The sequence below is a fragment of the Microbulbifer mixtoriginis (SeqCode) genome (assembly GCF_052467945.1).
This window is the reverse complement of the sequence record NZ_CP174328.1, coordinates 584,189-609,732: the sequence shown is the minus strand read 5'-3', so window position 1 is coordinate 609,732 and position 25,544 is coordinate 584,189. Positions and strand designations below refer to the sequence as shown.

At 45.6% G+C, this 25,544-nt stretch carries 23 protein-coding genes; 17 read left to right on the top strand and 6 right to left on the bottom strand.

The window, feature by feature from the left end:
• Positions 1-48 precede the first annotated feature (48 nt).
• On the top strand, positions 49-654 hold the full coding sequence (locus tag ACJJIJ_RS02560; protein WP_444904129.1) for a hypothetical protein: 606 nt from the start codon (positions 49-51) through the stop codon (positions 652-654).
• Here the strand turns inward: ACJJIJ_RS02560 and ttcA are convergent.
• Both ttcA and ACJJIJ_RS02550 read right to left on the bottom strand, forming a co-directional pair.
• The gene (gene ttcA, locus ACJJIJ_RS02555) at positions 539-1,456 is read right to left on the bottom strand and encodes a tRNA 2-thiocytidine(32) synthetase TtcA (protein WP_252085012.1); all 918 of its coding nucleotides are present in this window, start codon (positions 1,454-1,456) and stop codon (positions 539-541) included. The genes ACJJIJ_RS02560 and ttcA overlap by 116 nt on opposite strands.
• A 115-nt stretch (positions 1,457-1,571) precedes the next feature.
• Complete coding sequence (locus ACJJIJ_RS02550; RefSeq protein WP_444890982.1) at positions 1,572-2,240, bottom strand: arylesterase; 669 nt, start codon at positions 2,238-2,240, stop codon at positions 1,572-1,574.
• Positions 2,241-2,285: 45 nt separating this feature from the next.
• On the opposite strand from ACJJIJ_RS02550, the gene ACJJIJ_RS02545 reads away from it, so the two are divergent.
• From ACJJIJ_RS02545 to ACJJIJ_RS02530, 4 genes are all read left to right on the top strand, one after another.
• On the top strand, positions 2,286-3,008 hold the full coding sequence (locus tag ACJJIJ_RS02545; RefSeq protein ID WP_444938562.1) for an ABC transporter ATP-binding protein: 723 nt from the start codon (positions 2,286-2,288) through the stop codon (positions 3,006-3,008).
• A complete protein-coding gene (locus ACJJIJ_RS02540) occupies positions 3,008-5,458 on the top strand; it encodes an ABC transporter permease (RefSeq protein WP_444938561.1) in 2,451 nt (816 codons plus the stop codon). Before ACJJIJ_RS02545 ends, ACJJIJ_RS02540 begins: the two co-directional genes overlap by 1 nt.
• A gap of 7 nt (positions 5,459-5,465) precedes the next feature.
• Complete coding sequence (gene bioA, locus ACJJIJ_RS02535) at positions 5,466-6,770, top strand: adenosylmethionine--8-amino-7-oxononanoate transaminase (protein ID WP_444938560.1); 1,305 nt, start codon at positions 5,466-5,468, stop codon at positions 6,768-6,770.
• Positions 6,771-7,176: 406 nt separating this feature from the next.
• The gene (locus ACJJIJ_RS02530; RefSeq protein ID WP_252085007.1) at positions 7,177-7,587 is read left to right on the top strand and encodes a DUF6746 family protein; all 411 of its coding nucleotides are present in this window, start codon (positions 7,177-7,179) and stop codon (positions 7,585-7,587) included.
• A 152-nt stretch (positions 7,588-7,739) separates the two neighbouring features.
• Here the strand turns inward: ACJJIJ_RS02530 and csrA are convergent, their stop codons facing one another.
• On the bottom strand, positions 7,740-7,928 hold the full coding sequence (gene csrA, locus ACJJIJ_RS02525) for a carbon storage regulator CsrA (protein ID WP_444938559.1): 189 nt from the start codon (positions 7,926-7,928) through the stop codon (positions 7,740-7,742).
• Positions 7,929-9,282: 1,354 nt separating this feature from the next.
• Here csrA and ACJJIJ_RS02520 point away from each other — a divergent pair.
• Together ACJJIJ_RS02520 and ACJJIJ_RS02515 are read left to right on the top strand one after the other, a co-directional pair.
• On the top strand, positions 9,283-10,848 hold the full coding sequence (locus tag ACJJIJ_RS02520; protein ID WP_444938558.1) for an ATP-dependent nuclease: 1,566 nt from the start codon (positions 9,283-9,285) through the stop codon (positions 10,846-10,848).
• Positions 10,833-11,864: a hypothetical protein gene (locus ACJJIJ_RS02515; protein WP_444938557.1), complete on the top strand. Its 1,032-nt coding sequence runs from the start codon at positions 10,833-10,835 to the stop codon at positions 11,862-11,864. The genes ACJJIJ_RS02520 and ACJJIJ_RS02515 overlap by 16 nt, the downstream gene beginning before the upstream one ends.
• Positions 11,865-12,075: 211 nt before the next feature.
• On the opposite strand, the gene ACJJIJ_RS02510 is transcribed toward ACJJIJ_RS02515, so the two are convergent.
• Positions 12,076-12,609, bottom strand: a complete 534-nt coding sequence (locus ACJJIJ_RS02510; RefSeq protein WP_444938556.1) for a hypothetical protein — start codon at positions 12,607-12,609, stop codon at positions 12,076-12,078.
• Entirely contained in the window at positions 12,542-12,913 is a 372-nt protein-coding gene (locus ACJJIJ_RS02505) for a hypothetical protein (RefSeq protein WP_444904120.1), read from the bottom strand. The genes ACJJIJ_RS02510 and ACJJIJ_RS02505 overlap by 68 nt, the downstream gene beginning before the upstream one ends.
• A 454-nt stretch (positions 12,914-13,367) precedes the next feature.
• On the opposite strand from ACJJIJ_RS02505, the gene ACJJIJ_RS02500 reads away from it, so the two are divergent.
• The 4 genes from ACJJIJ_RS02500 to ACJJIJ_RS02485 all read left to right on the top strand — a co-directional run bounded on the left by ACJJIJ_RS02500 (position 13,368) and on the right by ACJJIJ_RS02485 (position 17,606).
• On the top strand, positions 13,368-14,225 hold the full coding sequence (locus ACJJIJ_RS02500) for an HNH endonuclease (protein ID WP_444938555.1): 858 nt from the start codon (positions 13,368-13,370) through the stop codon (positions 14,223-14,225).
• A gap of 49 nt (positions 14,226-14,274) precedes the next feature.
• Positions 14,275-15,045, top strand: a complete 771-nt coding sequence (locus ACJJIJ_RS02495) for a hypothetical protein (protein WP_444938554.1) — start codon at positions 14,275-14,277, stop codon at positions 15,043-15,045.
• Between the two features lie 918 nt (positions 15,046-15,963).
• Positions 15,964-16,368 carry an ester cyclase gene (locus tag ACJJIJ_RS02490; RefSeq protein ID WP_444938553.1) on the top strand — a complete coding sequence of 135 codons (405 nt, stop codon included), beginning with the start codon at positions 15,964-15,966 and terminating at the stop codon, positions 16,366-16,368.
• A 722-nt stretch (positions 16,369-17,090) separates the two neighbouring features.
• Positions 17,091-17,606, top strand: a complete 516-nt coding sequence (locus ACJJIJ_RS02485) for a DUF1993 domain-containing protein (RefSeq protein ID WP_444904114.1) — start codon at positions 17,091-17,093, stop codon at positions 17,604-17,606.
• Between the two features lie 166 nt (positions 17,607-17,772).
• Here the strand turns inward: ACJJIJ_RS02485 and ACJJIJ_RS02480 are convergent, their stop codons facing one another.
• Positions 17,773-18,036 (bottom strand): transposase, encoded by a 264-nt coding sequence (locus ACJJIJ_RS02480; protein WP_444938552.1) that lies wholly within the window; start codon positions 18,034-18,036, stop codon positions 17,773-17,775.
• A gap of 863 nt (positions 18,037-18,899) precedes the next feature.
• On the opposite strand from ACJJIJ_RS02480, the gene ACJJIJ_RS02475 reads away from it, so the two are divergent.
• The 6 genes from ACJJIJ_RS02475 to ACJJIJ_RS02450 all read left to right on the top strand — a co-directional run bounded on the left by ACJJIJ_RS02475 (position 18,900) and on the right by ACJJIJ_RS02450 (position 25,185).
• Complete coding sequence (locus ACJJIJ_RS02475) at positions 18,900-19,223, top strand: DUF6506 family protein (protein WP_444890996.1); 324 nt, start codon at positions 18,900-18,902, stop codon at positions 19,221-19,223.
• Positions 19,224-19,515: 292 nt separating this feature from the next.
• Complete coding sequence (locus ACJJIJ_RS02470) at positions 19,516-19,929, top strand: zinc-ribbon domain containing protein (protein ID WP_444908986.1); 414 nt, start codon at positions 19,516-19,518, stop codon at positions 19,927-19,929.
• A 948-nt stretch (positions 19,930-20,877) separates the two neighbouring features.
• Entirely contained in the window at positions 20,878-21,261 is a 384-nt protein-coding gene (locus ACJJIJ_RS02465) for a hypothetical protein (RefSeq protein ID WP_252084989.1), read from the top strand.
• Positions 21,262-21,349: 88 nt separating this feature from the next.
• Positions 21,350-21,820 (top strand): hypothetical protein, encoded by a 471-nt coding sequence (locus tag ACJJIJ_RS02460; RefSeq protein WP_444938551.1) that lies wholly within the window; start codon positions 21,350-21,352, stop codon positions 21,818-21,820.
• Between the two features lie 204 nt (positions 21,821-22,024).
• Entirely contained in the window at positions 22,025-22,720 is a 696-nt protein-coding gene (locus ACJJIJ_RS02455) for an ABC transporter ATP-binding protein (RefSeq protein ID WP_444938550.1), read from the top strand.
• The gene (locus ACJJIJ_RS02450) at positions 22,714-25,185 is read left to right on the top strand and encodes an ABC transporter permease (protein ID WP_444938549.1); all 2,472 of its coding nucleotides are present in this window, start codon (positions 22,714-22,716) and stop codon (positions 25,183-25,185) included. Before ACJJIJ_RS02455 ends, ACJJIJ_RS02450 begins: the two co-directional genes overlap by 7 nt.
• Positions 25,186-25,544 lie beyond the last annotated feature (359 nt).

Sequence of the window (25,544 nt, the reverse complement as noted above, 5' to 3'; positions counted from 1 at the left end):
AATCCACAAACTAAATATTCAGAACAACCACAGAAAAAAGACAATACTATGGGCATCTGTCTGGACGAACTGCGCCTCCAGGTTATCCGTCCAACCCTCAAGCACTTGAGAGCCTGGAGCCAGGGCATGGAAAACCTTTTGCTGGGCACCGCTGCACAGGAGTCACAGCTGGGCTTTCATCTCAAGCAGGGACGGCGCCACGGGTTGGGGATCTATCAAATCCAGCCACATACACACCGGGAAATCTGGGATAACTACCTGATTGATCACCCGGCACTGGCCTCAAAAATTCGAGGGCTCGCCAGCCAACGGGATTTTCTCGACCACCCCCACAGCGAACTGACCACCAACCTGCGCTATGCCACCGCTATCGCCTGGCTGGTTTACCGCTCGGCAGAAGTGCACAAAATACCCGAATCAGACACCCACGATGTGGCCAAAATGGCGCGATTGTGGCACCAGCACTTCCATCACGGACCCAGTGCCACTACGCGGGATTTTGAATGCAGCTATGCCCAGCTGGTGAGCGGTGCCGATCCTACAAATTCAGCGCCGAGATATACTGGGGCTCAACCTCCTGCGCATCGTCCGGCTCCCACGAATTCACCTGGCGCTGAATTAAATGGTCAGGGCGCTCGGCAGCCGACGGCTTAGAGCGGTCCAATTCCAGACTTTCAAAATCGTAGAGATCCCTGTCCGCCAATTGCGACGGGGATATACGCGTTAATGCGGCAAAGATATTTTCACTGCGCCCTGGGAATTTATTGTCCCACTCCCGCAACATCTGCTTGATCGCCTGGCGCTGCAAGTTTTCCTGACTACCACACAAATTACAGGGAATAATGGGGAATTCCTTGAACTCCGCGTAACGGGCAATATCCTCTTCTCGGCAATAAGCCAGCGGGCGAATCACAATATTGCGCCCATCATCGGCACGCAGCTTGGGCGGCATTGCCTTCAGGCGACCACCGTAAAACATATTCAGGAACAAGGTCTCGACAATGTCGTCTTTATGGTGACCAAGGGCCACTTTGGTAGCACCGATTTCCTCTGCAAAGCCGTAAAGGGTACCGCGACGAAGTCGTGAACAAAGGCTACAGGTGGTCTTGCCCTCAGGCACCACTTCCTGCACTACCGAATAGGTATCTTTCTCTACAATATGGTGTGGCACGCCAAGGGAGCGAAGATACTCCGGCAGGATATGCTCAGGGAAACCAGGCTGCTTCTGATCCATATTCACCGCCACCAATTCAAAGTTCACCGGGGCGGTTTTTTGCAGGTTCAGCAGAATATCCAGCATGGCGTAAGAATCCTTACCACCGGATAAGCAAACCATGATTTTGTCGCCCTCTTCAATCATGTTGAAGTCGGCAATAGCGCGACCCACATGGCGGCGTAGGCGTTTCTGCAGTTTATTGAATTCGAGTCGCTCGCGGCGATTTTCCACTTCGGACATGGTGTCTCTCTAACTATTTCGGTACCGGTGACCGGGGCTGGGGGTCACAGCCATCGCCTATCAGTGTGGAGCGAGGCTTTCATATTGCTAGGGGGCGCGATTGTACGCATTTCGATCACGGAGTACACGACTCCCCATCCGACTTATCCGCTAACAAGAACTCTACACAGGGCCAAACATGCTCCAGTAAGGCAGGCTGTGCCTTGGCGGTTGGGTGGATACCATCGGATTGCATGGCGCCGTCTTCAAGAGCGACGGTTTCCAGGAAGAAGGGCACCAACCCGACCTGTTCGGATTTGGCCACCTTGGGGTAAACGGCAGCAAAGGCATTGGTATAGGCGCGGCCGTAGTTGGGCGGGATACGCATGCCAAGCAGCAAAACCTCTACACCAGAATTCTTCGCCAGTTTCACCATTTCCATTAGGTTGCGCTGTAAAGACTGAGGAGGGTAACCCCGCAGACCATCATTGCCGCCCAGCTCTACAATCAGCCAACGCGGATTGTGCTCCTGCATCAGGCGCGGCAGACGCGTCAATCCACCAGAAGTCGTCTCTCCGCTGATACTGGCATTGATCACCCGAACTTTTTTGCCCATTTCCTGCAAACGCTCCTGCAGTAATTGCACCCACCCTTGCTCTTCATTGATACCGTAGGCCGCACTGATACTGTCACCCAAGACCAACAAGGTATCTGCCTTACTTGCCTGGGCAGCTCCAATGGGGATAAACAGCAACAGTACCAAGCTGAATTGAGCCGCCATCTGCCGAAAAATGGCTGTTGTCATGTCATACTCTCCAAAAATCTCGCGTATCCGCAAAGGGAATACAGTATGTCCGCCATTCTCACGGCAGAAAACCTCTATCACAGGGTCTCCACCAGCGAAGGGCCACTGACCCTATTAAACAATATCTCCCTGAAAGTCGCCCGTGGCGAGAGCCTCGCTGTGACAGGGGCCTCAGGTTCCGGCAAGTCCACCCTGCTCGGCCTGCTGGCGGGATTGGACAAACCTACCGAGGGCAAGATCTGGCTGGCAGGTGACGAGATCACCGCCATGGACGAAGAGCAGCGCGCCGCGGTGCGCGCCCGCTGCGTGGGCTTTGTATTCCAGACTTTCCAGCTGCTGCCCGGCCTTACCGCCCTGGAAAATGTGATGCTGCCGAGCGAATTGCGCGGTGAACGCGGCGCCGCCAAACGCGCGGAGGAATTCCTAGCCAAGGTCGGACTCGAGCATCGTCTGGGCCATTACCCGCGCCAACTCTCCGGCGGGGAGCAGCAAAGGGTCGCCATTGCCAGGGCATTCGCCAGCTTCAGCGGCGAGGACGCTATCCTTTTTGCCGACGAACCCACCGGCAGCCTGGATGCCGGCAACGGCGCCAAGATCATCGATTTACTCTTTAAGCTCAATGCCGAATCCAGCACCACTCTGGTGTTGGTGACCCACGAGCAGCGCCTGGCTGAACGTTGCGCCACTCACTTGCGTATGTCTGCAGGTGCCGTGGAGTCTTACGAGCCCCTCGCCGGTGACGACAACTTCTCGGAGGTATCCGCCTGATGCTGCCACTTAGATTGCTGTTCAGGGACTGGCGCGGTGGCGAGTTGGCGCTAATTGCCTCAGCCCTGATTTTGGCTGTTACCTGTGTCACTGCGATCGCCCATTTCACCGACCGCCTTACCCGCGCCATGGAGCAGCAATCCCTCACCTTCCTGGCCGCAGAACGGGTGCTGCGCAGCAGTAAGCCTGTGGATAGCGCATGGCTGGAGGAAGCCGACAAAAAGGGATTGGAACAGGGCCAGATAGTCCAGTTTTCATCCATGATCTCCGCCAACGACCAGTTCCAGTTTGTCTCGGTCAAAGCCGTCGATAAAGGCTATCCGCTGGTGGGACAACTGGAAATCAGCAAGTCCCCGGAAGGCCCTGGCGAAGCGGCACCACAAGGACCTCCCCCGGGAGAAGCCTGGGTGGAGTCCCGCCTTCTGCCGTTGATGGGAATCCAGCTCGGCGATCCTATCGCCCTCGGCGACACCCAACTGAAAGTGACAGCCATACTGGAGCGGGAACCCGACCGGGGCACCAGCCTGTTTGATATGGGCGCGCGAGTATTAGCCAATACCGCCGACCTGCCCGCCGCAGGTGTGATCCAGCCCGGAAGCCGAGTGCGCTACCGCTACCTGTTTGCCGGTGATGACCAAGTCCTGAAGGATTACTTTGACTGGCTCAAACCTCAACTGACTGAGCACCAGCGGATCTTGGACCTGCGCGAAGGCCAGCCCCGGGTTGCCTCTGCCCTGGATAGAGCCGAGTCCTTCCTGTTTCTCGCCGCCAGCCTGGCCGTACTTCTCGCCAGCGTCGCCGTTGGCCTGGCAGCCAGACGCTACGGACTGCGCCACGGCGCCTACGTAGCCGTAATGAAAAGCCTCGGTGCCGGGCGCAACAAAATTCTCGGTATTTACCTAGGGCAGCTGGCCGCCCTCACCCTGATTGCCACCGCTATAGGGCTGGCACTGGGCACCTTTATCCAGAGCCAGGCGGTCAACCTGATGGAAGGGTTCTTCCCGGTTCAACCCCCGGCTACCAGCTGGAGCCCACTGCTGATTGGACTCGCCACCGGCCTCGCCTGCGCCCTGGGCTTTGCCCTGCCGCCACTTTTCCGTTTGGCGCGTACAGACCCGATGCAAACCCTGCGGCACGACTGGAGCAATCCAGACAGACGCGAATGGCTCGGGCTGATTCTCGGCCCCAGCGCCATGCTGCTTCTAATCTGGTGGCTGTCCGGCAGCCTGCTTATGACGCTCGCCCTGTTTGCCGGCATGCTCCTGTTGGTAGCCGGCAGCGCCCTGGTCAACCGCCTCCTGGTGCGCGGAAAGCTGGCCTCCCTGGGAGGCGCCTGGCGCATTGCCCTGGGCAGCCTGCAACGCCGCGCCGCGTTTAACACCCTATTGATTGCCGCTTTTGGCACCGGATTATTGGCCATGCTGGCCATGGTCTTTGCCCGCACCGCCCTGGTGGACGAATGGCGGATGCAATTGCCGGAAAAAGCCCCCAATCACTTCCTCCTGAATATCGCCCCTCACGATGTTCCAACCATGGAAAATATGCTGGCAGAGGGCGAGGTAAGCAGCACCGAGTTTTACCCCATGGTGCGCGGCCGTTTAGTGGCGATTAACGGCGTCTCCATTAAAGAGAAAAAAGATCGTCCCGGTGGCGTTCGCCGGGAATTGAACCTGAGCTACACCGATACCCTGGCGCCGGACAACCGCATCTTGGAAGGCGAGTGGTGGGACAAAGCCAGCGAAGGTGTTTCCGTAGAAGTGGAGCTGGCAGCCCAGCTGGAACTGTCACTGGGAGATCAATTGCGCTTTTCCATCGGCGGACTGGAAGTAGAAGCCCCGGTAGCCAGCTTCCGCTCGCTGGACTGGAACAGCATGCGCCCCAACTTCTATATGATATTTGCGCCGGGCACTATCGATGATTTCCCGGCTACCTATATCACCAGTTTTTACCTCCCACCGGAGGACAAACTACTGGTCAACGACCTGGTTCGCGCCTTCCCCAGCGTCAGTGTGATAGAGCTGGATAAGATCATCCAGCGTATCCGCGACACCATTAACCAGGTGTCCTTCGCTATCGAATCGGTTATGGCCCTGATGCTGGTTGCCGGGGTCCTGGTATTAATTGCCGGGGTGCGCGCCAGTATCGCCGAGCGATTGCAGGAAGCGGCAATTATCCGCACACTGGGGGGCCGCAGGCGCTTGTTGCTGAGAAGCCTGATACTGGAATTTGGCCTGCTGGGTTTTGCCGCCGGTTTGCTCGCGGCTATCGGTGCTGAAGCCACCTTGGCTGTGCTGTCTTATTGGGTCTTTGAACTGCCGGTGATATTGCACCCAGTCCTTTGGCTAACCGGACCACTCACCGGTGCAGTACTGGTTGGCACCGCCGGTACCCTAGCCTGTTACAGCTCGATCAGCCAGCCCCCGCTCAGAGTACTGCGCGAACTGGCCTAACTGATGAATGTCGGCTCTTGAGAATAAAGATGTAGTTTTTATGGACCTGGATTTCGATCGCAAACATATTTGGCATCCCTACTCCTCCCTGATCGACCCGCCCCCGGTGTACCCGGTAGCGCGGGCCGAGGGGGTAAGACTTTACCTGGAAGACGGGCGCGGCCTGATCGACGGTATGTCCTCCTGGTGGAGTGCCCTGCACGGATACAATGTGCCCGAGCTAAACCAGGCCATGCGCGATCAGATGGACAAGATGTCCCATGTGATGTTCGGGGGTTTAACACACGAGCCCGCGATCGAGCTGTGCAAGAAATTAGTGGAAATCACTCCACCTGGTCTCAACCGGGTATTTCTCGCCGATTCCGGTTCAGTGTCTGTGGAAGTGGCTATCAAGATGGCCATTCAATACTGGCACTCCCAGGGAAAACCCCAGAAGAGCAAACTGCTCGCCCTGCGCAACGGTTACCACGGCGATACATTCGGAGCCATGGCCACCTGTGACCCGGTCACCGGAATGCATCACCTATTTGCAGGACAGCTGAGCCAGCATCTGTTCGCCCCCGCTCCGCAGGTCCCCTTTGGCAACACCTGTAATGACAGTGATATCGCCGAACTGCGCCAGCAAGTGAAAGAAAACCGCGATCAATTGGCCGCGATTATTTTAGAGCCGATCGTCCAGGGCGCTGGCGGCATGCGTTTTTATTCTGCCGATTATTTGCGCCGTGTACGCGAGCTCTGTGACGAGCACGATCTGCTATTAATCGCCGATGAAATCGCCACCGGCTTTGGCCGCAGCGGCAAGTTATTTGCCTGTGAACACGCCGATATCACCCCGGATATCCTCACACTGGGCAAAGCCCTCACCGGCGGCACCATGACCCTGGCCGCCACTCTCTGTACCGATAAAGTAGCCGAAGGTATTTGCAGAGGGGAAGCCGGTGTATTTATGCACGGCCCCACTTTTATGGGTAACCCCCTGGCTTGTGCCGTCGCCGATGCCAGTATTCAACTACTACTCAGCGGACCCTGGCAGGAGCGAGTAACCGCAATCGAACAGCAGCTGACCGAACAGCTAGCCCCATTAAAATCCGCACCGGGTGTCGCCGATGTTCGAGCCCTTGGAGCGATTGGCGTGGTGGAAATGCGCGAGCCGGTAAATACGGCCAAAGTGCAGGAAGCTCTAATCGAACGCGGAGTTTGGCTGCGCCCCTTCGGCAAGCTGGTCTACGCCATGCCGCCCTATGTGATTTCGAAAGAAGACCTCAGCCAATTAACTTCGGCGATGGTTGATGTACTGGGGGAGATTTCCTAGCCTCCGTACCAATTAATTTGTGAAGCCGGTCTCAATAATACCGGGTTAACCGGCTCCTTCCGTAAATAACCTTCTCTTTGTTACCGCGAAGAGAGGGTTAACAGATCAAATTCCATAAAACGGAGATCGCCTCTTCCTGGCTAAAATCCTCCGTTACCCCCTCCCGTACTCGCCGTTCTCAGATTCCATTTTCTTGACCTGTTCAAGCTTCGATCAGCCAGATCGCAATTTCTGCCAGAAATGTTTTGAGCCCCTAAAAATTCCTGTATCATGAATGTTAATGATAGTTATCCTCATTTACGATAGCGATCAAAGTGAGCAAAATGATCACTGTTAAATGTTAGGCATTCACCTCGCCCGATCAATGCCTTACCAACCCTTAAAGTTTGGGCGTCAGAGAGGAAAGATGAGAATTTTAATTGCACTACTTTTTGCGGTTACTTTTGCTACCACAGCGCAAGCTAGCGATGCTTCTGGAGAAAAGCCCATTCAGCACCTTAAAGTAGCGGATGTTACTTCAATGAAGGATGCCAAGAAGATTTTCGTTGAGAAAACCGCAGAAATTAAGAGCAAGCAAAAGCTTGATGCTGCTGAGCTTCACCAGATACATGTCATCACCTACACGCTTGAGAAAAGTGTTGAGTTTTTCGCTGAGAACCTAAAGGGTGACAAGCAAGAGCTGGCAAAAGAAATTGCCGTTGTTGTGGAGAATATCCATCTTAACTCCGAGAACAACCGTACAGAAAAGACCCGCAAGGACCTTAAGGAATACTTTAAATTAGCAGACAAATTTGCCGCTGGGTTTAAGCATCACTAATAAAGCTTAATCCTGCGCTTAAACAGCGGCTCTAGTCGCAGCGATAGACTCGTCTGGTTCGATTGAAAATTGAAGGGCTAACTATCATTAGTTAGCCCTTCAATGGCAATACAACCCATTCATGGCTAAGCGCCACCATCTCGATCAAATTCTCAGCGATTCCCATTGTTCATATTTCCTTCCCTTTTGATCCGCCTATAAATCTCCTCGCGGTGTACGGGTAGGGATTTGGGAGCAAGTATCCCCACCTTTACCTGATTCCCCTTAACTTCCAATACTGTGATTGAGACATTCGCTCCAATCCGTAAGTTTTCACCTGTGCGGCGTTTTAAGATCAACATATTTGTTTCCTATTGAGACTCAAACCATGGATAGGCCTTCCACAATGGGAAGTTCGAATAGAAATGTTTTGAGTAACTACGAGGTGGTGCGCGAGAACGGTAGGCATAGAAAAAGAAAAGGCAGACGCAACGCCCCCAGGGCCTGGGTGATCTCTCCAAGCCGCTGATTGTGCTCCACTTTATTGAAGACGAGCGGGATTCTAGCGTACTATGCATATAGCCATCTTGATAATTAGCGTATCAATTTGGTTAGCTGGCCCCAGGTGTTCCAGCACCTTGGGTCAGCGCCTTTTACTGTTTCTTACTTCACGCTACCGGTCTCCTTTGAGGGGGTGGTTTTTAGAAGATTCTTGGGTTCTTGATTCTCTCGGTACTCTTGAACTGAGCCGCTTTGACTGTTGCCTTCAGGTGGCTTTTTAATCGCGGGCAAAACACCAATAAATATCTATCGATTTTACGTGGCTTTGACACTAAAACAATCCTAATAAAATCTAATAAGATTATTTTTGTGCCTATATTTTTTGTTACTCACGCATTAAAAATTTCGGTTGCATATAAAAATGACCGTTTAGATTAATATACCCACCGCTCCCACGCTGGAGTTCTGACAACATTAGATCATCAATGCTTCGACTTAATACGTACTCCATATATCTACAGAAAAGATCTCTCCATAGACCAAAGTAACTTGCAGACTTTTAAGATATTACTGCGAGATTAAGGAATCTCTGAACAACCCAGTGATGCCTCTACTTACAGAGTGGTTTCAATAAGAGCGCAGCTTCACAGGAATGACTAGACCTTAGAAGAAGTCTCAACACGGTGCATAAATCGTTATGGAACCCCCTCAGGTCGACCCTTGAAGACCACATCTGCTGCGTTTCAACACTTGCAAAGGGCTACGTCCATTCGCGGCGAACTGCGCCTAACATCTTTAGCCTTCAAGATCCGCAGAGATATTACAGAGTGATTCAGAGGGACCCTGGATACCTTAACCACTCCTCAACTAATACCAGCCTGTAAAAGTTAGCGAGTGCTAGCTTAGGGATTTACGATCATATTGACCGTGATATTGGAGAACAAGAAGATAAACCCAAAAACAATAACGAAATAAAGGGGTTACGGACTAGCGTTAAAATTGGGATAGTAGTCAAAGTGATCGTTTTTCTAGTTTGCACGGACGTATCAGGATGCTTTAAGTCTATGGTTTTAAATAAAGATTTAGGCTTTGGCATAGAAATTGATTCTGAGATAACAATCAGGATAATAGTGATCAAAATGGTTACTATATAGATGTTACACGTCTATACATATCTTAGAGAAATATATATTTACAATTTATAGGTAGTATTTGATGAAACAAATTAAAAAAATCAAATTAATCAACTTCAAAAGATTCAGGGAGAGCGAAATAAAATTCCATGAAGATAAAAACATTTTAATTGGTGATAATGAAGCCGGAAAAAGTACAATTTTAACTGCAATAGAGCTTGTACTTAGCGGTAGTAAAAATAAAGTAGAATCAATAGGTTTAGAAAACATCTTTAATACAGATGCAATAAAAGAATTCCTATCTAGTGATAAAAAAGAAAGTGATCTACCAACTCTACATATAGAGATATTTTTGAACGAACAAGATAATCCAGATTTAAATGGAAAGAATAATTTGGATAATGTCGTTTCAGATGGACTGAAATTAACTTGCGAACCAATCGAAGAATTAGGTAGCGAAATACGTGAAGTACTCACGCAAGATGAAAGTAATTTTCCATTTGAATACTATAGTGTCAAATTTACAACCTTTTCAGGTGAAGTATATTCAGGATATAGAAAGTTTCTAAAATATCTTTCAATTGATAGCTCACAAATCAACAGTGAATATGCAACTAAAGAATATATCAAAACTGTTTACGAATCTTTATCCAGTCAAACTCAAAGAATATCTTTGCAAAATGAGTACAGACAACAAAAGCAAAGGTTTGTTGAAGATAGCTTACGACAAATAAATGAAGATATTGATAAATATCAATTTTCAGTGAAAACTGGCAATAAATCAAATCTTGAAACAGATCTAACTATAACTGAAGGCGAAATAGCTTTAGAAAATAGAGGTAAAGGACGCCAATGCTTTATAAAAACTGAATTTGCACTTAGCCGAAATAGTGATGGTGAAAGCATAGATACTCTTTTACTTGAAGAGCCGGAAAATCACTTAAGCCACACAAACATGAAAAAGCTTGTTAATCGAATTTCTGATTCAGAAGCAAAACAAATATTTATTGCAACTCATAATAGCTTAATAAGTACAAGGTTGGACTTAAGAAATACCATATTACTGAATAGCAATAGTACAGCTCCAATATCTCTAGAGTCATTGCCAGAAGATACAGCTAAGTTCTTCATGAAGGCTCCAGACAATAACATACTAGAATTTATTTTATCTTCAAAAGTCATCTTAGTAGAAGGTGATGCAGAATATATTTTAATGGATGCTCTCTATGAGACTGTAACATCAAGAACATTAGATAGTGATGATGTTCATATCATTTCTGTTGGAGGAACTAGTTTCAAACGTTATCTTGATTTAGCAAAGTTACTAAATATACGAGTGGCAGTAGTTAGAGATAATGATGGAGATTATGAAGCTAATTGTGCTGATAATTATAATGAGTACATAAGTGATAATATAAATGTTTTTTATGAAGAGAATAATGAAAAAAGCACTTTTGAAATTTGTTTTTATGACCATAATAAGGAGATTTGTGATGAGCTTTTTGCTCCAGGAAGAAGAAAGCTCTCAGTGTTAGAGTATATGCTTAAAAATAAAGCTGATTGTGCTTTCGAAATTCTAGATAAAAAATCCGATTCGTTAAATTCACCAGATTACTTATCTCGAGCTATAGAATGGATAAACGAGTAGTATTAGCAGTAGCTGGCTCAGGTAAAACAAGCAATATAATCAATAGAATTGAAGAAAACACTAGGGCACTGATAGTAACATATACAGAAAATAACTATAAAAACATCAAGTCAAGGATAATAGATAAAATAGGCTTTATTCCTAGCGGGGTAAGAGTCTATACCTATTTCAACTTCATTTATTCATTTTGCTTAAAGCCTTTACTTGGTAATAGAGTTAAGTCTAAGGGAATTAACTGGGATACACCTCCTGCATTTACTCTTAGATTAAAGAGAAGTGACCCAAGATTCTATAAAGATAGTCATGGTAGAGTTTACCATAATAGAATTGCGAAACTCCTTGAGCAGTGCAAGATCATGGGTGAAGTTTCGGAAAGAATTGAAAAATACTTCAATTTAGTATGCATCGATGAGGTACAAGACTTTGGTGGACATGATTTTAATTTCATATGCAACCTATCACCAAAAATAGAGACCTTACTGTTGGTTGGTGATTTTTATCAACATACATTCGATACAAGTCGTGATGGTAATATTAATTCAAATATACATAAAAGTTTGGATAACTATACAAGAAAGTTAGTTGCTTCTGGCTATGTAATTGATACAAAAATGCTATCTCATAGCTATAGATGTAGCCCAACCACTTGTAATTTTGTATCTGAAAAAACAGGGATAACAATACAATCCCATAGAGATGATATAACTTCAATCCAATTAGTACAGTCCTCAAAATTGGCAGAAGAGATTTATCATGATGATAATATCGTGAAGTTGTTTTTCAAAGATAGTAAGCGTTACCCAGGAGTTACTGAAAATTGGGGGGCAACTAAGGGTTTAGATTGCTATTCAGATGTATGCATTGTATTAAATCCAACCACACTACAGCACTATAAAAAAGATAAGCTTGATGAATTAGCCTCTCAAACTAAAAACAAATTTTATGTTGCATGTACTAGAGCAAAGAAGAATATATATTTTGTTCCTGAGAACCTATACAAGCACCATAAACAATGAGAGAGCGACGTGTCAAACTAACAATAGTAACAATAGGACACCCATAGATTGAAATATGACACAGGAAAAAGTACAGGCCTTCCACCTTGACGGCCACTTCTCCTGATCAGGTGTACGGCAAGGTGAAATACTGAAAAATTATGCCTTAGGTTTGAAAATTGCGCGATTTTGGCCAAACCAGAAGGAATAGTATCGAAAGGTTGGGAGGGAATTAGTGGGGCGTTGCAGAAAGGAAACGTTGGCAATCGCCTATGCCATGTACCCAGCGTTTATTGAGCTGAATACAGACTTGCCGTACAGCCTCTGCTGATCCCACAAAACCTTTAAAGCGGCTTTCAAAGTTCCGATTAAGATAGAGCCAGTGTTTTGTTGAGATTCCCAGCCGCTTAAGGATAGGGGACGCATTTTGAGAAATGGCACCGCGCTTTTTGGGGTCTAAATGCCGGCCACTCCAGTCTACTAACGCCAAATAGTGATCCAATTGAAAGGGCAACCCTTTCGGCATATTAAGGCGCTCGCCGCCCACAAACGGTAGTAGCTCTTTAGGCTGCTCACCTGAGATCACAGCGCGAATACGCTGCTGAATGGACGTATGATCGGAGTCCTCTGGGGTTTTTGCAATATCGGCACGGATAGGATTGAGATCGACATAGGCCATGCAGGCAGCCAAGGCTCTTTCATCCAATTGCGCCTGAGACTTGAAACGGCCCTCCCAGAAGCGGCCAGTACAACTGGTCTTCTGCATTGGCTTGGCGAGCAATAGATTCGTTTAGGCAGCGCATAAACCAACTAATATCCATTAATTGCTCTCGCCATAGCCCGATCAGCTCTTTAAGCTTGTTCTTTTCACTGCAATCCAGAGAGGCACTCTGAAGAAAGCGCTGAGCCAAATTAGAAGCTTTAAATAGCTCCTGCCAGCGGAAAATGACCTCAGTATCAGACCAAGTTTTGGCTGTTTTAGAATCAATATAGAGCACCACATGGTAGTGATTGCTCATTACCGCATAGGCAGCGATCTCCAGCGCAAAGAAAGCAGCTAGCTTTTGCATCCCAGTCTCAATCCATTGGCGCCGGTGCTCATAATCCCTCCCTAATTGAGTATCTCTTCCACAAAGGAATGCCCTGCGTACACAGCGGAAGACGCAGTGATAGTACGGAGTCGCATCAAGTGAGATCTGTGAGCGGCGAGGCTGGGTCATCGGGTATGGGTTTAACTGTTTTAATATCCAGTTTTTTATTGTGACTTCCGTATTGTGTCGATAGCTGTAACGTCTTAAGCTCTTCCTTTGATGGGTGTCCAGAAACGACCTAGGATTTAATAAGCAAGGCCTTCGGTGGCAGCCGAAGATGGGTCTTAATCTACCCGTTAGCGAAAAGGATTTTCAACATCAGAATCGATCAAGAACAACCATACAAGCGCCAGCACATTCAGGCACTCCGTGCCTTGGACTCGAAACAAGTTTCTCACCTGAGTGGCGAGAGTTAACTTCTACGGAGAGATAAGTGGATATTCAGATAGTAAAGAGTTTATATGGACTGCTCTCCCAATACAGAAGTAAAGAGAAGGCTTTCCCCTCTATTAGTGAAGACTTAACCCCCGAACCATTGAAGGGTTTTCACCAATGGGCCGATTCAAAGGATTTCGAAGGCGGATTTTTAATTGAAAATCCTAAGGGAGTAAATCTTTGGTTACTTTTAATAAAATGGAACGAAGCAAATGGATACTATGTCGTTCTCTTTCCTGAGGATAAAGCTGGACCAATAGCTGAAATTCATAGTTTCTCCTCTGACGAGGACGGAGAGCATCTTCATTGGCGTTATAGACCATCAAAGAGAGATGGAAGAAATGATGAGCGTAAAGAATATTTTGAGAAGTATTTCTTTGGCCTTGATGCCGTTATCTCTTTGCCAAGAATTGTAGACGAAATATCCGAATTTCTAGGTGAATTGGTCTCTCTTGCAGAAAACCGAGCGAAAGCAGATGAACTTGATCCAGACAAGCCCTCCTTTCGTAATGGGTTTCCAGAGGGAAAGATAAAAGAAAAACTGCACAGAGCAAGGGAGAGAAACTCAACGTTGATATCGCAAGTTAAAGCAGAAGCGTTGGCTAAATACAGAAAACTACAATGTGAGAGCTGTGGCTTTGATTTTGAAGATTTTTATGGGGAACTGGGCGCTGAGTTTATCGAGGCGCACCATACCAAACCTGTAAGTGAGCTCCATGAGGATGGAGAGGAAACCAAAAAGGAAGATATAGCCTTGGTGTGCTCTAATTGCCATCGAATGCTACATAGGCGCAGACCATGGTTAGAAATGAACGACTTAAAAAAATTAACGAGTCAAAGAACGCGGACGCAGTAAACTGCGACGATGCTTGAGGCGTTATAAATTATAAGGAAACCAATCTTAAATGTGGAATCCATTCTCGATACTAAGCTTTTTTTATACCGTAGCTAAAGACGCACCGGATCCAATAAACGTGCAATTTGAGGAGCCCTCCCCGAATTTACTACCAAGTGAACTCAGAAAAAAAACAAAAGTGGATGGCTTTTTTGTGTCTCAGCTATGGATTGAAAACCTTTCGAAGCGTGTGCTAGAAAATGTCAGAATAAATTTAACCTCTCCTTTAGAATACGCTCCGGTAGTAAGAACAAACAAGCGGCATGGCGAAGTTGAGTTTAGTTATGATAAATCCAAAATGGAGTTTCTTATTACAAAGTTAGATCCTTCTGAATCCTTAAAGCTATCATTCTTTCCTAAGCCAAGCCAAATTAAAAATTTTAATAAGCCACAAATAATCATTGAAGGTCAAGAGCTTAGCAAACTTATGCTACAGCTAGGATTTTATAAGAAATATCCATCGATGCTATCAATGTATTTTTTCACAATTTTTGTTTCAATTTTTACTGTCTGCACCATTGGTTTTTCTGGCTATCTGCTTCTTAGAGACAACGCGTATCTTTTTCCGAATTCTGAATATACGGTGTTAAGGCAAGCTCAAGAAAGACTGTCAAAGTACGGCTGCCCATTGTTGGTTAGGGAAAATACTAAAGAATTAAAGCAAAAACTTCAATCAGGGTCTCCATATCATATACCAACAATAATGGAGGTAAATGGTGCGAGCACAGAAAAGGAGCTTTGGAAAAAAGAAAGCATTGCATTCATTGAATGTGATAACTGATTTATAAAAAGGCAATCAATCAGACTTAAAAACGCTGGCTTGGACTGCTAGAAACCTTCCCCCACAGAGTAGACGCCTACCTTTTGAATAGGGTAGGAGAAATGCCACCGGAAGTAGTACGAGCCTTCCACCTTAACGGCCATTTCTCCTAGCCGAGTGTAGGACGACGTGAATTGCTGAAAAATTATGCTTTAGATTTCGTGATTTTGGCCAAACCGGAAGGAATAGTATCGAAAGGTTGGGAGGGAATTATTAGAGCGTTGCCGAAAAAACGTTGGCAGCCGCCTATGCCATGTACCCAGTGTTTATTGAGCTGAATACAGGCTTGCCGTACAGCCTCTGCTGATCCCACCAGGCCTTTAAATCGGCTTTCAAAGTTCCGATTAAGATAGAGCCAGTGTTTTGCTGAGATTCCCAGCCACTCAAGGATAGGGGGCGCGTTTTGAGAAATGGTACCGATCGGCTTGAGATCTACATAGGCTATAAAGTGGGCTTCCTGAATCGGGCTGGCGGGTTGGGCCCTATAAGATTTCAAGGTCACGCAGATAGCAGCAAGCTAAGCAGACCTCTCCAGATATGAACGTGAACTTTCAATACACGACTACATCATTAGCTCGGCCCATTAGCCACATGGCTTCGATGTCCTTTGCCACCTCGCCTCCAGGCTAAGCCTTATAGGATGTTTGTTCATTAGCTCGTAGTTTTACTAGCGGCTTCCTCCCCACAAGACCTCGCTATGCTGCAGTTGCCATTCGTTAGTAGTTAGCCTTTAATGGAACCCATTAAATGGTGATCCTCCTACAGGGGACTTTCACCCCAGTAGTTCACGCTCATGCTGGGCGTACTAAGTCAATTAACTACGCGCCTTTGGCGCCCGACAGCTTACACGCCGCTTCGTTATGTTTCTGAGGATGACTAGTGCATAAAGATAAAGTTCGAAGATTTTATGAGGTTCTTTGGGATGCCCACGATAAGAAAGCAATGCCATCGATCCTGCATGAGAGCTTCTCCTTTAGAGGATCATTGGGGCAAGAAAAGCGAGGTCACAAAGGTTTCGCTGAATATGTCGATATGGTTCACAAAGCGCTAGGTGATTACAAATGTATTATTGAAGATCTCGTAGAAGAGGGAAACAAGGTTTTTGCAAAGATGTCCTTTACCGGATTTCATAGAGATGAGTTTATGGGCTTTTTACCATCACATAAACGCGTAACTTGGAATGGGTGCGCCTTGTTTACCTTTGAAGGTGATCTAATCTCTGATGTATGGGTACTGGGTGATTTAAAGAGCCTTGAAAACCAGCTCAAGGAAAACGAAATATAACAGTCGCAGTCAGCAGGACCGTCGATACGCGCCGACCTCTGCTGCAAGGCGTTAGTTTTCATTGGGCTTCGATCAATGAAAATTATATATCTAACCTTATTAATCATCCTTTATTCTCAGCGAACCATTTCGTTTGAATATGATCATAAGAATTTAAGCGTTGATTTGAATAATACCACTGACATTGTTATTGCTAAGAAAATCTCAGGCCGCATTGCGTACGCAGATCTGACACATGAAATTAGCTCATATAACGCAAAGCCTATTGAGTGGCGTGACTCTCCAGCGTGGGAGAGATTGCAAGATCTGAATCGAGGTATCGACTCAACTTTCTTGGTATTGAATTCAATCAAGAGTACTTTTGAAATAGGGGATCGATTTACATTTAATGACTCATGGATGCCTGTTGAATTGGGTTCAGTTCAACTGTATTTTCTATATCGGAAAAACGATCAAATCCGGTCTAATCCGTGTCATCGAATACCAATCGGCGATAACAAACAATCAATCGTCGAGCTTTCTTCAGATCCCAATGGGATTATTGATTTGGTTTTACGCAATAAGCTATCATTTTGCGATTCAAAAAACTGACAAAGCAATGTACTTGACCTCCACTGCGCTGCTTTATTTTGTGCTTTAATAGCACAAAATCAACCAACTACGTTCCGGCCAGTGCTTGGGGCGTTATGACTAAGACTTTCTACTGTTAAGGAGGTAATACAATGTCAAAGGAAAGAACTAAGAGCTTAGTCGATTTATTTTCGTCTAGACTAACGACTCTTGGTCATATTCTTGAAATTTCTGAACAGCACTTTCATGAGGAGTCAGAATCCATATTGGATTTTCGACTAATTGAAGACATGCTTCCTTTTGGCACACAGATTGCCTACACATGTAATCAGCCTTACAATTTCTCGCTTTGGTGCAAAAATCAGGAATCCGATAATCTATCCCCTAAAATTGAGTCCTTAACCGTAGCTAAGAACCTAATTGAGCGAACTAAATCTCAACTTCAAGATTCGGAGCTAAGAGATTCAAAATTGTCAGAACTAAAGCGAATAAACCTTGGTGGAAATCAATATCTTGAGTTAGAGGGAAAGGATTACATTCAAGAATTTCTAATCCCCAACTTTTATTTTCATTTGGTTTCTGCTTACAACATCATGCGGATGAAAGGGGTTCCTTTGGGGAAGGTAAACTATATGGCACATGTAGCTCCCTTGGTTAAAGTGGCATAACAAGTGACTATGGTCCTTTATCAATTATTTAAGCCATCTTTTTTGGTTTATCAGTAGCGACTAGACGCTCATACATTGGTTCTAATTTAGGGAGGCATTGTATTGCCGACATCATAGAAAAAAATAATACTGTACGCACACGATGTCGTCCGCCTCGAATATAGGGCTAACCCTGGAAGCTGCCACTATTACGGTTCATCGGGGCGATACCTACAAGTGCAGCGATTTTTTTACGGTTCAATTTTCCTACCTCGGGAAGCTCACTCATCAACGTATAAGCCAATACATTTCCGACCCCTTTAGCACTCAACAGTAGGTCGCGCCTTTGCCGCCACTCAGACACACTGTTAACCAGTTTATCCAGTTGCTTGTCGATACCTTGTAGCTCTTTCTTTATGGTGCTTAGAATGGACTGGATAGGTTTGTGCACTGACTTAGGCATCCTCTGAATTCGATTCTTTTGCATTGTGCTCATCTCTAAGCACTGGCTTATTACAGTCAGTAAATCACTGATATCCCTAAGTTTTTCTGGTTTTAGCATCTACAGTCTTGGATTCATGGCCTCTCCAGAATGTGCAATATCAATTGCATCTAGCTCGTCGGTTTAGCGAGGCGTCCTTCGGATTTAGCGAAGCTTCTTATCTGAGACGGATTGCAAACGACAATAGGTAATCCTGCTTTATCTGCGGCGCAAACAAACTCTAATTCGAGCCTTCCAGTAGACTCTATTAATACGCTCTGAGGTTTAAGAGGTTATAGTTGTTTAATGGCATCCTAACTACCATTTTTATCATTGGTAACACTTAAGAATTGGCCAGTAGGTCTCATATAAATATCAAGTTTTTTACTGCTCGTGCCGATACCGACACTGATCTCTTGAGGTTCCATAAGATAAGCTATCTCCGCCTTGCTATTCAGGCTCAAGGCTCACATGACTATTCGAGTTATGCCCATTGAGTGCTTATCACGTACATACTAGTTATCGGTCTTTTACGAACCGGCCAGACAGCGAACTGTGATAAACAAAGCCTTCGGTGGCCGCCGAAGGTGGGACTCAATTTACTCGTTAGCGAAAAGGATTTTCAACATCAGAATCGGGCAAGAACAACCATACAAAGCCCAGTAAAATCGCCGCCAAAAACACGGCTGGATCTCTCTACCATTCAGCATTTGTTGGCGACGTTATGCCACCTCATCCATACACAACCTGTTTTTGTAAAAAACTTTTAAATTCGGTCTTAAGTGTCTATGATTCTCATTCGTAATTGAGTGAAAGTTATTTTGGAGAAATATATGACACTGCCGAATTTGAAAAAGTGGGCTTTTTTCTATTTTTCAGCTGGCTTTTCACCTGAAGAAAACACTAGGATAAATGAGAATCAACATTGCACATTCATAACCGTTGGTTTTGACCCTTCTGCTAAAAATGACAATTCTATTATTGAAACAGCAGTAAAACTTGTTAATGAAGGTGTTCAGTCTATTGAGTTGTGTGGTGGTTTTGGACCAGAATGGGTTGTTAAATTAGAAGAGGCATTACAAGACGACACTCCAATCGGCATTGTAATGTATGGCCCCAAGTATAGAAAAAAATTACTTGAAATAATGAAGCCTTGATACTTAACATTCAAACAAAACTAGAAATAAATGCTTATAGGTATTTCGACAACAATAATCTAAAGGGTATAACAAAAAAAACAAGCGACGCCTCAGCGCCACTGTATAAGAAGTTATAGGGCCTGGAATGGCAAGGCAAGGTTAAAACTTAAAGCTGTAATTACACTTTTCGTAATGGCGCTAAATGAAAGAATTACCCAATAAACTAATGTCAAAGAAGCGTAAAATGAGATACAGAGAGTACGTAGATCATCCACGATATGGTTCAAAGCCAATATACTCCGGAAGCAAGATGACGGCTGAAATGGCTGCGTCTGCTCATTGGAGCCTTGATAAAGATAGTGTTTTCCCCGAAACGGCTATCCCTGCAAATATTGATAGGCAGAACTATTCAATATTTCCGCGTAAGTTTTACGTAGATATAGAACGCTGTTGTATTCAATGCAGGCGATGGTTTATTTTTTTTGCTAACGAGCAGAAGCACTGGTTTGAAGGGCTGGGGTTTTATGTTGATGCCGATTGTACCAAATGCGTCGACTGCAGAAAAAATGATCAGAACATTAAGCTGATGCAAAAGAGATATCAGATCCTTAGTGTGAAAAAAGATCGTAATGCAAAAGAGATATCTGAGCTTAAAAGAATTGCCTTAGAGCTATTTCAATTGGGATATATCAAAGATCAAACTAAAGTGGATAGAATTGGCTAACAAACGCAAACAAACCGGCCTATCGGCCTCGACTCACAACGCTCGCGTTTGTTGCAGACGTTAGATTGCCATGGTCAAGTCAATATCAACCGTTGTTTTAGTAATCTTGATGTTGTTTGCTATGAAGCAGTGGATGCTTTCTAAAGATAAGCAAGAAAAACTTGCGAGACTCAATGCAATTGAAACAGCAGAACAGTGCCTCGCGGTTGGTGGGGAGCTTCGCCCTGTGTGTATGTCCGGTACTAAAATGTGCATCGTTAACTATTCGGATGCCGGAAAATCCTGTCTAAGTAGTTCACAATGCCAGGGTGAATGTAGGGTTTCGGAGAGTAAGGCTGGCAACGTTTTTGCCGTGGGCCAGTGCTCTACCTCCAATAATCCTTGTGGTTGCTGGGCAAATGTCGAGCTAGGTATGGTAAACCATGCTATTTGCTTCGACTAAATCTAACAAACGCAAGCAGGATGCTAAGGCCCAGCGGGCCTCCGCGGACGTTAAGGCACTATGAAACTACTACCAATAATTTTGTTTCTTTGTTCCAGCACCTGCTACAGCTGGGAATGTGCCGAGCGTGATCCGCCAGTTTACATTGAGGAGTTCTGGAATCAGCGACCCAGAGTTATTGTTGCCCAAGTGGTTTCAGGAAAGTACGATCTGAAAGCAAAAGATGAGTATGAGTACCAACTTTCGGTCAAGCATTGGCTTAAAGGAAATTTGGGAAGAAACTGAAATATACAGAGCCGTGATTCTTTACAACTTTCAATTGGCGAGAAATACATTTTTACAATTAAAAACAGTACGGTTGATTTTTGTTAAATGATTTTGCCGTTTTCGTATAGCTGGTTAGAGCGTTTTGATATTCCTGTGGAGCGGGCTTGTGTAAAAAAAATTATGGAGCTTTCAGGTTACAAACCCTAACGATACACAATGCAGTCAATGTTAGAAAATCTATGAATAACGAATACAGAGCAAGGGATTGGATTAACTTCATTTTAGAGAGATGTCAGTTCCCTGATACACAAGCGCTAAAGAATCACCTCGACAAAGCGGTGTTTTCTGAGTTCTGTCAGTGCGGATGTAATAGCTTCAAAGTTCTGGTCCCGGATTTCATCAAGGCCATTGCAGTTCCAGGTAAGTATCGTGTAATTTTTGAAGCAAACTTTAATCTTGCAGAAGCAGGTAAAACGTTAGAGATCCTAATTTTCTCTGGAAAATCAGGAATGGTTGAATACATAGAAATTGACTGTAGTGGTAACAACTTTCCTATCCCAGAAATAGTTGAGGTTGTTGGAGAACCGTTTCATGTCAGTGCCAGTAGTGCGCTTGCTCTCTAACGAAAGCCGGCACATGCACGCACTTCATGCGCTGGACTCACAACAAATTGCTCACCTTTGCGGCGGGTATTAAATTCACGGAGATATCGTGCTAAAGATTCTGAAACTTATAACATTTACACTATTGAGTATGTCGGTACTGGCAGAGTCTATTGAATCCATTAACAAAGGTAAGCACATTGAAATCTCAGGTTTTGACTGTGCAGATAAAAGCACTCATATGATTGAGTGGCTAGGACTGGGAACGGACTATCGTAGCTTCGTAGTAAAGGATGTAGAAAGAGAGCTTTATAATCAGCAACCAGGTTCTCAACTTTTAAAGCTTGAATGCACTGGTGAACCAGAACTGCTGACTGGTGCGTTACCACAAGATGGAGTTGAAGCTAAAGCAATCTTAATGAGGTTCTCGGTGACATTTCCTCTTAAAGCTACCGTTAATCTTTCTGGTACCATCTGGGTGTTATCTATTGATCAAAATTACTACGCTGAAAACCTAAATTTACTCACCGATCGTAAGCTAACAAAAAAATTCACTGTCAAAGGCAGTTCCAAGCAATGAATTCAACAAGCAGATGCACTACGTTCCGATCAGCAGCCTCTATTGGACTCGTTACCCTCACTGATAAGCTAGGCGTTATCAAACAACATAAAGTCTCACTACTTGTACTCTGACAACTTAGCAACTTGTTTCTACTGATTTCACCTTCATTTTACCTTTGCTTCTTTAAAGTGCTGCACAACCAGTTATTTAAAGAAGCTATCCATGTCGAGCAGCATTCACTTAAAGCAAGTTGACCATCATTTTACCTTGGCCAAACAACAGGTCAGCCTGTTTGAGGATTTAAATATTGAACTGCACAGTGGTCAGTCTTACGCCATTGTGGGGCCCTCTGGAGTAGGTAAATCAAGCTTATTACTGTTAATGGCAGGTCTTGAACCTCCCGTTTCTGGCAAAGTGCAATTCCAGAAAAACGGTAAGCCGCAGCTAATAAAGAGCCTACGTCAAATCTCAGGTTTTATTTTTCAGCAGTTTCATTTGTTACCCGAACTTGATGCCTTAAACAACGTCGCGCTGCCTTTAAAACTAAAAGGCGATAAACGTGCATTAACCACAGCCGAATTATGGCTCGACAAAGTGGGGCTAGCTGAGCGAATGTACCATAAACCACAGCAGCTCAGTGGTGGTGAGCAACAACGGGTGGCCATTGCCCGTGCTTTTGTCATGCAGCCGCAATTTATTTTTGCCGATGAACCCACGGGTAACCTAGATGAGAAAACCGCGCAACATATTGCGCAATTGATGTTTGATTGCTGTCAGCAAAGCGGCGCGGGGCTGGTACTCGTCACTCACTCGATGGAATTAGCGCAGCAGGCCGATACTTTACTGCAATTGGGTCAAGGTAAATTAACGGTCAAGGCGCACAACCAAGCTACGTCTATGGTAGGCGCATTATGCTGATTTTATTAGTGTGGAAATTATTCCGCCAGCAATACCATCAAGGGGACGCGCGCTTAATTCGCTGGACCCAAGCAAGTTTGATGTTCTTCATTTTAACGCTCAGTTTGACCAGCAGTTCTATTCAGGCTTATTTGGCCAATAATTTGCAGCAAATGCTCGGCAGCGATTTGGTAATTTCTCAGCATCAAGCCCTAACCGGTGCGCAACTAAACAAGTTGCACCAGCATGCAAAGCAGTTGAGCGTGAGCCAGCTGGTGAACGTAACCTTGACCCATGATCACCATTGGCAAGCAGTGCAGTTAAAAGCAGTGGATGATCATTATCCAGTGCAAGGCACCGTGCAAGTGGCGTTTGAGAAGGATGGACAAGAGCAATCCCTGAGCCATGGGCCTAAATCCGGTGAAATCTGGGTCGATAGCCGATTGTTTGCTTCGCTGCAGCTTACCCTTGGCCAACCCTTAGATATGGGACATGGACAATTAAAGCTCACAGGTTTGGTACAACATGAACCCGACCGCCTGCTCGAAGGCCATTCGGTGGCGATGCGGGCATTGGTGCATCTAGATGACCTTCCACTGATACAAGCCGACAATGCCCTCTTTCGCTATTTACTTGTGGGGGATAAAAGCGAATTGAACACCCTAAAACAGTGGGCCACCACTGAGCTAGTAACTGCACAGCTTTATGACAAACACAGCGGCCATCCGTTGGCAATGTTTTGGCAACGGGTTGAGAATTTTGTGGGCTTAGCATCGGTACTGTTGTTTTTGATGGCAGCCATTGCCATCGACCAAGCCGGTCGACGTCAGTTGTTATCCCAGCAGCGTTTTGCGGCGGTGTGTTTGGCCATGGGCAGCAATAAACCCCAAGTGTTTGCTTTATCATTTGGTCAATGGCTATTAACAGTCATTGCAGGGCTAATTCCGGCAACCGCCTTGGCATGGGGGGCCGAATACCTAATTTTGCTACAAATGCAGACACAGTTTGCTGACCTAACCACCACCTGGGTATGGACAGATTTACTCAGCAGTTACGCGCTATTGTTAGCTCTATTGGCAATTTTCCAAATTCCCAATTGGTTAGTGATGGCCAAAGTAACCCCGGCACAGTTGATTCGCCAAATGTCGAGTCCGAATCACTTATTACCTCGCTATGGATTTGCATTAATCAGTGTGGCTGCGGTGGCTTTTGTTTACTCCGACAACGGTCTGCTCACGGCCATGACGCTATCCGCTATGGCAGCCACATTGATACTGATGATGGTATTGACTTGGTTGGTGCTGAGTTTGGGCCATACGGTGACGAGCCGTGCAATGGGTATGATGGCTTTTGGTTTTTATATGATGAAGCAGCGCTTACTCAGCAAATCCATTCAAATTTTGGGCGTTGGAATGTGTGCCACCTTGTTGCTGTTCACCTTGAGTTTGATGAAAGACATTGGCCAAACCATGGAAGGCTATACCCGCGAGCACGATGGTAATCTGATCATCACCCAGGCCAATGAACAACAGGTGCAAGACATTCGCCAGTGGAGTGCACAAACTGGCAGTGACATTCGCCAATTAAAGCCGTTTTGGTACGGACAGTTAAGCCATATCAATGGCCAGACGTTGGCGGAATTTGCCACCAGCCCCAGCGAAAGTTTGGCTAGTTTACAAAAGCCTGTCCGCTTGCATTTCAGTATTCAGCAAGCAACCAACAACCAAACTGAGACAGGCCAACGCTGGCAAGATCGAGATGCCGACTGGCAACATGTGTCGGTAGAGCAAGAAGTCATGACTGATATGGGGTTGAAACTCGGCGACCAATTACAGTTTGAAGTTGCGGGGCAATCTTTGAACTTTGAAATCAAAGCCAGTCATAAATACGTGCCTGGCAAAGGTTCCATTACCTTTTGGTTTAATGTGCCACAAAGTACCAAGAACCAGCTTCAAACACCGCCTCTTTATATGGGTAGCCTTGAGCTTGCGGACACTGCTTGGAGTCAGCTGGCAGAGCTTTGGCAGCGTCACCCATCATTGCGGTTAATCTCGGTGCGCGAATTGACGCAACGCTTTGATGGTACTTTGTCGATGGTGATTAAGCTGGTATCTGGATTTAGTTTGATGATTATTTTACTGGCACTGCTGGTGATCAGTGCGTCGGTCAAAGGCTATGAAGCTGATGAGCGTAAAAAGAACGCTTTAATGATCAGCTTTGGCCAATCACGCCTTGCCTGCGGTAAACTAAGCCTGTTTGAGTGGTTGCTGACTTCTTTAATTGCTAGCGTGGGGGCCATTTTAGGTACTAACCTTACGGCTCAATTGATCTATCAGTCTCAATTTGGCATCAATTACAAGCCAGATTGGTTATGGATCATCGCTACTTTACTCGTCAGTGCATTGGTGGTGTGCAGTGCTGGCATGATAGCCAATCGCAGCAGTTTAAAGTTTTCCGTTGGGGCCCTGTTAAGGAACGGAGGCTGAATACAAGTTCAATTTTGTTCGTGGAAGATCAGCAGGATTTGGCCAATAACGTCATCGAATATCTTGAGCCCAAAGGGCTGTCGGTGGATGACGTAAGTAGGTCTCAATATACCCGTTAGCGAAAAGGATTTTCAACATCAGAATCGGACAAAAACAACTATACAAACACAGGCAGTTTGTTCCAGCCCTTCTGGCCTCTGCTGACGATAAGACGGCAATGTATAACGATATTGATAACAATTGTATTGTTGCTTTCAGGCTGTACAAGTACCATTGCATTGCAATATCTCTCCTATGTGTCACGGTATAACTATGATGGTGAAAGTATTGAAGTTAGTAAATGTGACAGCACAGAGACC

Excerpts from the sequence above, each read along its gene's own strand:
- ACJJIJ_RS02475 (WP_444890996.1), top strand. The coding sequence starts at position 18,900 with ATGACACTGCCGAATTTGAAAAAGTGGGCTTTTTTCTATTTTTCAGCT.
- ACJJIJ_RS02515 (WP_444938557.1), top strand. The coding sequence starts at position 10,833 with ATGGATAAACGAGTAGTATTAGCAGTAGCTGGCTCAGGTAAAACAAGC.
- ACJJIJ_RS02510 (WP_444938556.1), bottom strand. The coding sequence starts at position 12,609 with ATGCAGAAGACCAGTTGTACTGGCCGCTTCTGGGAGGGCCGTTTCAAG.
- ACJJIJ_RS02530 (WP_252085007.1), top strand. The coding sequence starts at position 7,177 with ATGAGAATTTTAATTGCACTACTTTTTGCGGTTACTTTTGCTACCACA.
- ACJJIJ_RS02540 (WP_444938561.1), top strand. The coding sequence starts at position 3,008 with ATGCTGCCACTTAGATTGCTGTTCAGGGACTGGCGCGGTGGCGAGTTG.
- ACJJIJ_RS02545 (WP_444938562.1), top strand. The coding sequence starts at position 2,286 with ATGTCCGCCATTCTCACGGCAGAAAACCTCTATCACAGGGTCTCCACC.
- ACJJIJ_RS02485 (WP_444904114.1), top strand. The coding sequence starts at position 17,091 with ATGTCAAAGGAAAGAACTAAGAGCTTAGTCGATTTATTTTCGTCTAGA.
- ACJJIJ_RS02450 (WP_444938549.1), top strand. The coding sequence starts at position 22,714 with ATGCTGATTTTATTAGTGTGGAAATTATTCCGCCAGCAATACCATCAA.
- ACJJIJ_RS02560 (WP_444904129.1), top strand. The coding sequence starts at position 49 with ATGGGCATCTGTCTGGACGAACTGCGCCTCCAGGTTATCCGTCCAACC.
- ttcA (WP_252085012.1), bottom strand. The coding sequence starts at position 1,456 with ATGTCCGAAGTGGAAAATCGCCGCGAGCGACTCGAATTCAATAAACTG.
- bioA (WP_444938560.1), top strand. The coding sequence starts at position 5,466 with ATGTCGGCTCTTGAGAATAAAGATGTAGTTTTTATGGACCTGGATTTC.
- ACJJIJ_RS02495 (WP_444938554.1), top strand. The coding sequence starts at position 14,275 with ATGTGGAATCCATTCTCGATACTAAGCTTTTTTTATACCGTAGCTAAA.
- ACJJIJ_RS02520 (WP_444938558.1), top strand. The coding sequence starts at position 9,283 with ATGAAACAAATTAAAAAAATCAAATTAATCAACTTCAAAAGATTCAGG.
- ACJJIJ_RS02470 (WP_444908986.1), top strand. The coding sequence starts at position 19,516 with ATGACGGCTGAAATGGCTGCGTCTGCTCATTGGAGCCTTGATAAAGAT.
- ACJJIJ_RS02455 (WP_444938550.1), top strand. The coding sequence starts at position 22,025 with ATGTCGAGCAGCATTCACTTAAAGCAAGTTGACCATCATTTTACCTTG.
- csrA (WP_444938559.1), bottom strand. The coding sequence starts at position 7,928 with ATGTTGATCTTAAAACGCCGCACAGGTGAAAACTTACGGATTGGAGCG.
- ACJJIJ_RS02550 (WP_444890982.1), bottom strand. The coding sequence starts at position 2,240 with ATGACAACAGCCATTTTTCGGCAGATGGCGGCTCAATTCAGCTTGGTA.
- ACJJIJ_RS02505 (WP_444904120.1), bottom strand. The coding sequence starts at position 12,913 with ATGCAAAAGCTAGCTGCTTTCTTTGCGCTGGAGATCGCTGCCTATGCG.
- ACJJIJ_RS02465 (WP_252084989.1), top strand. The coding sequence starts at position 20,878 with ATGAATAACGAATACAGAGCAAGGGATTGGATTAACTTCATTTTAGAG.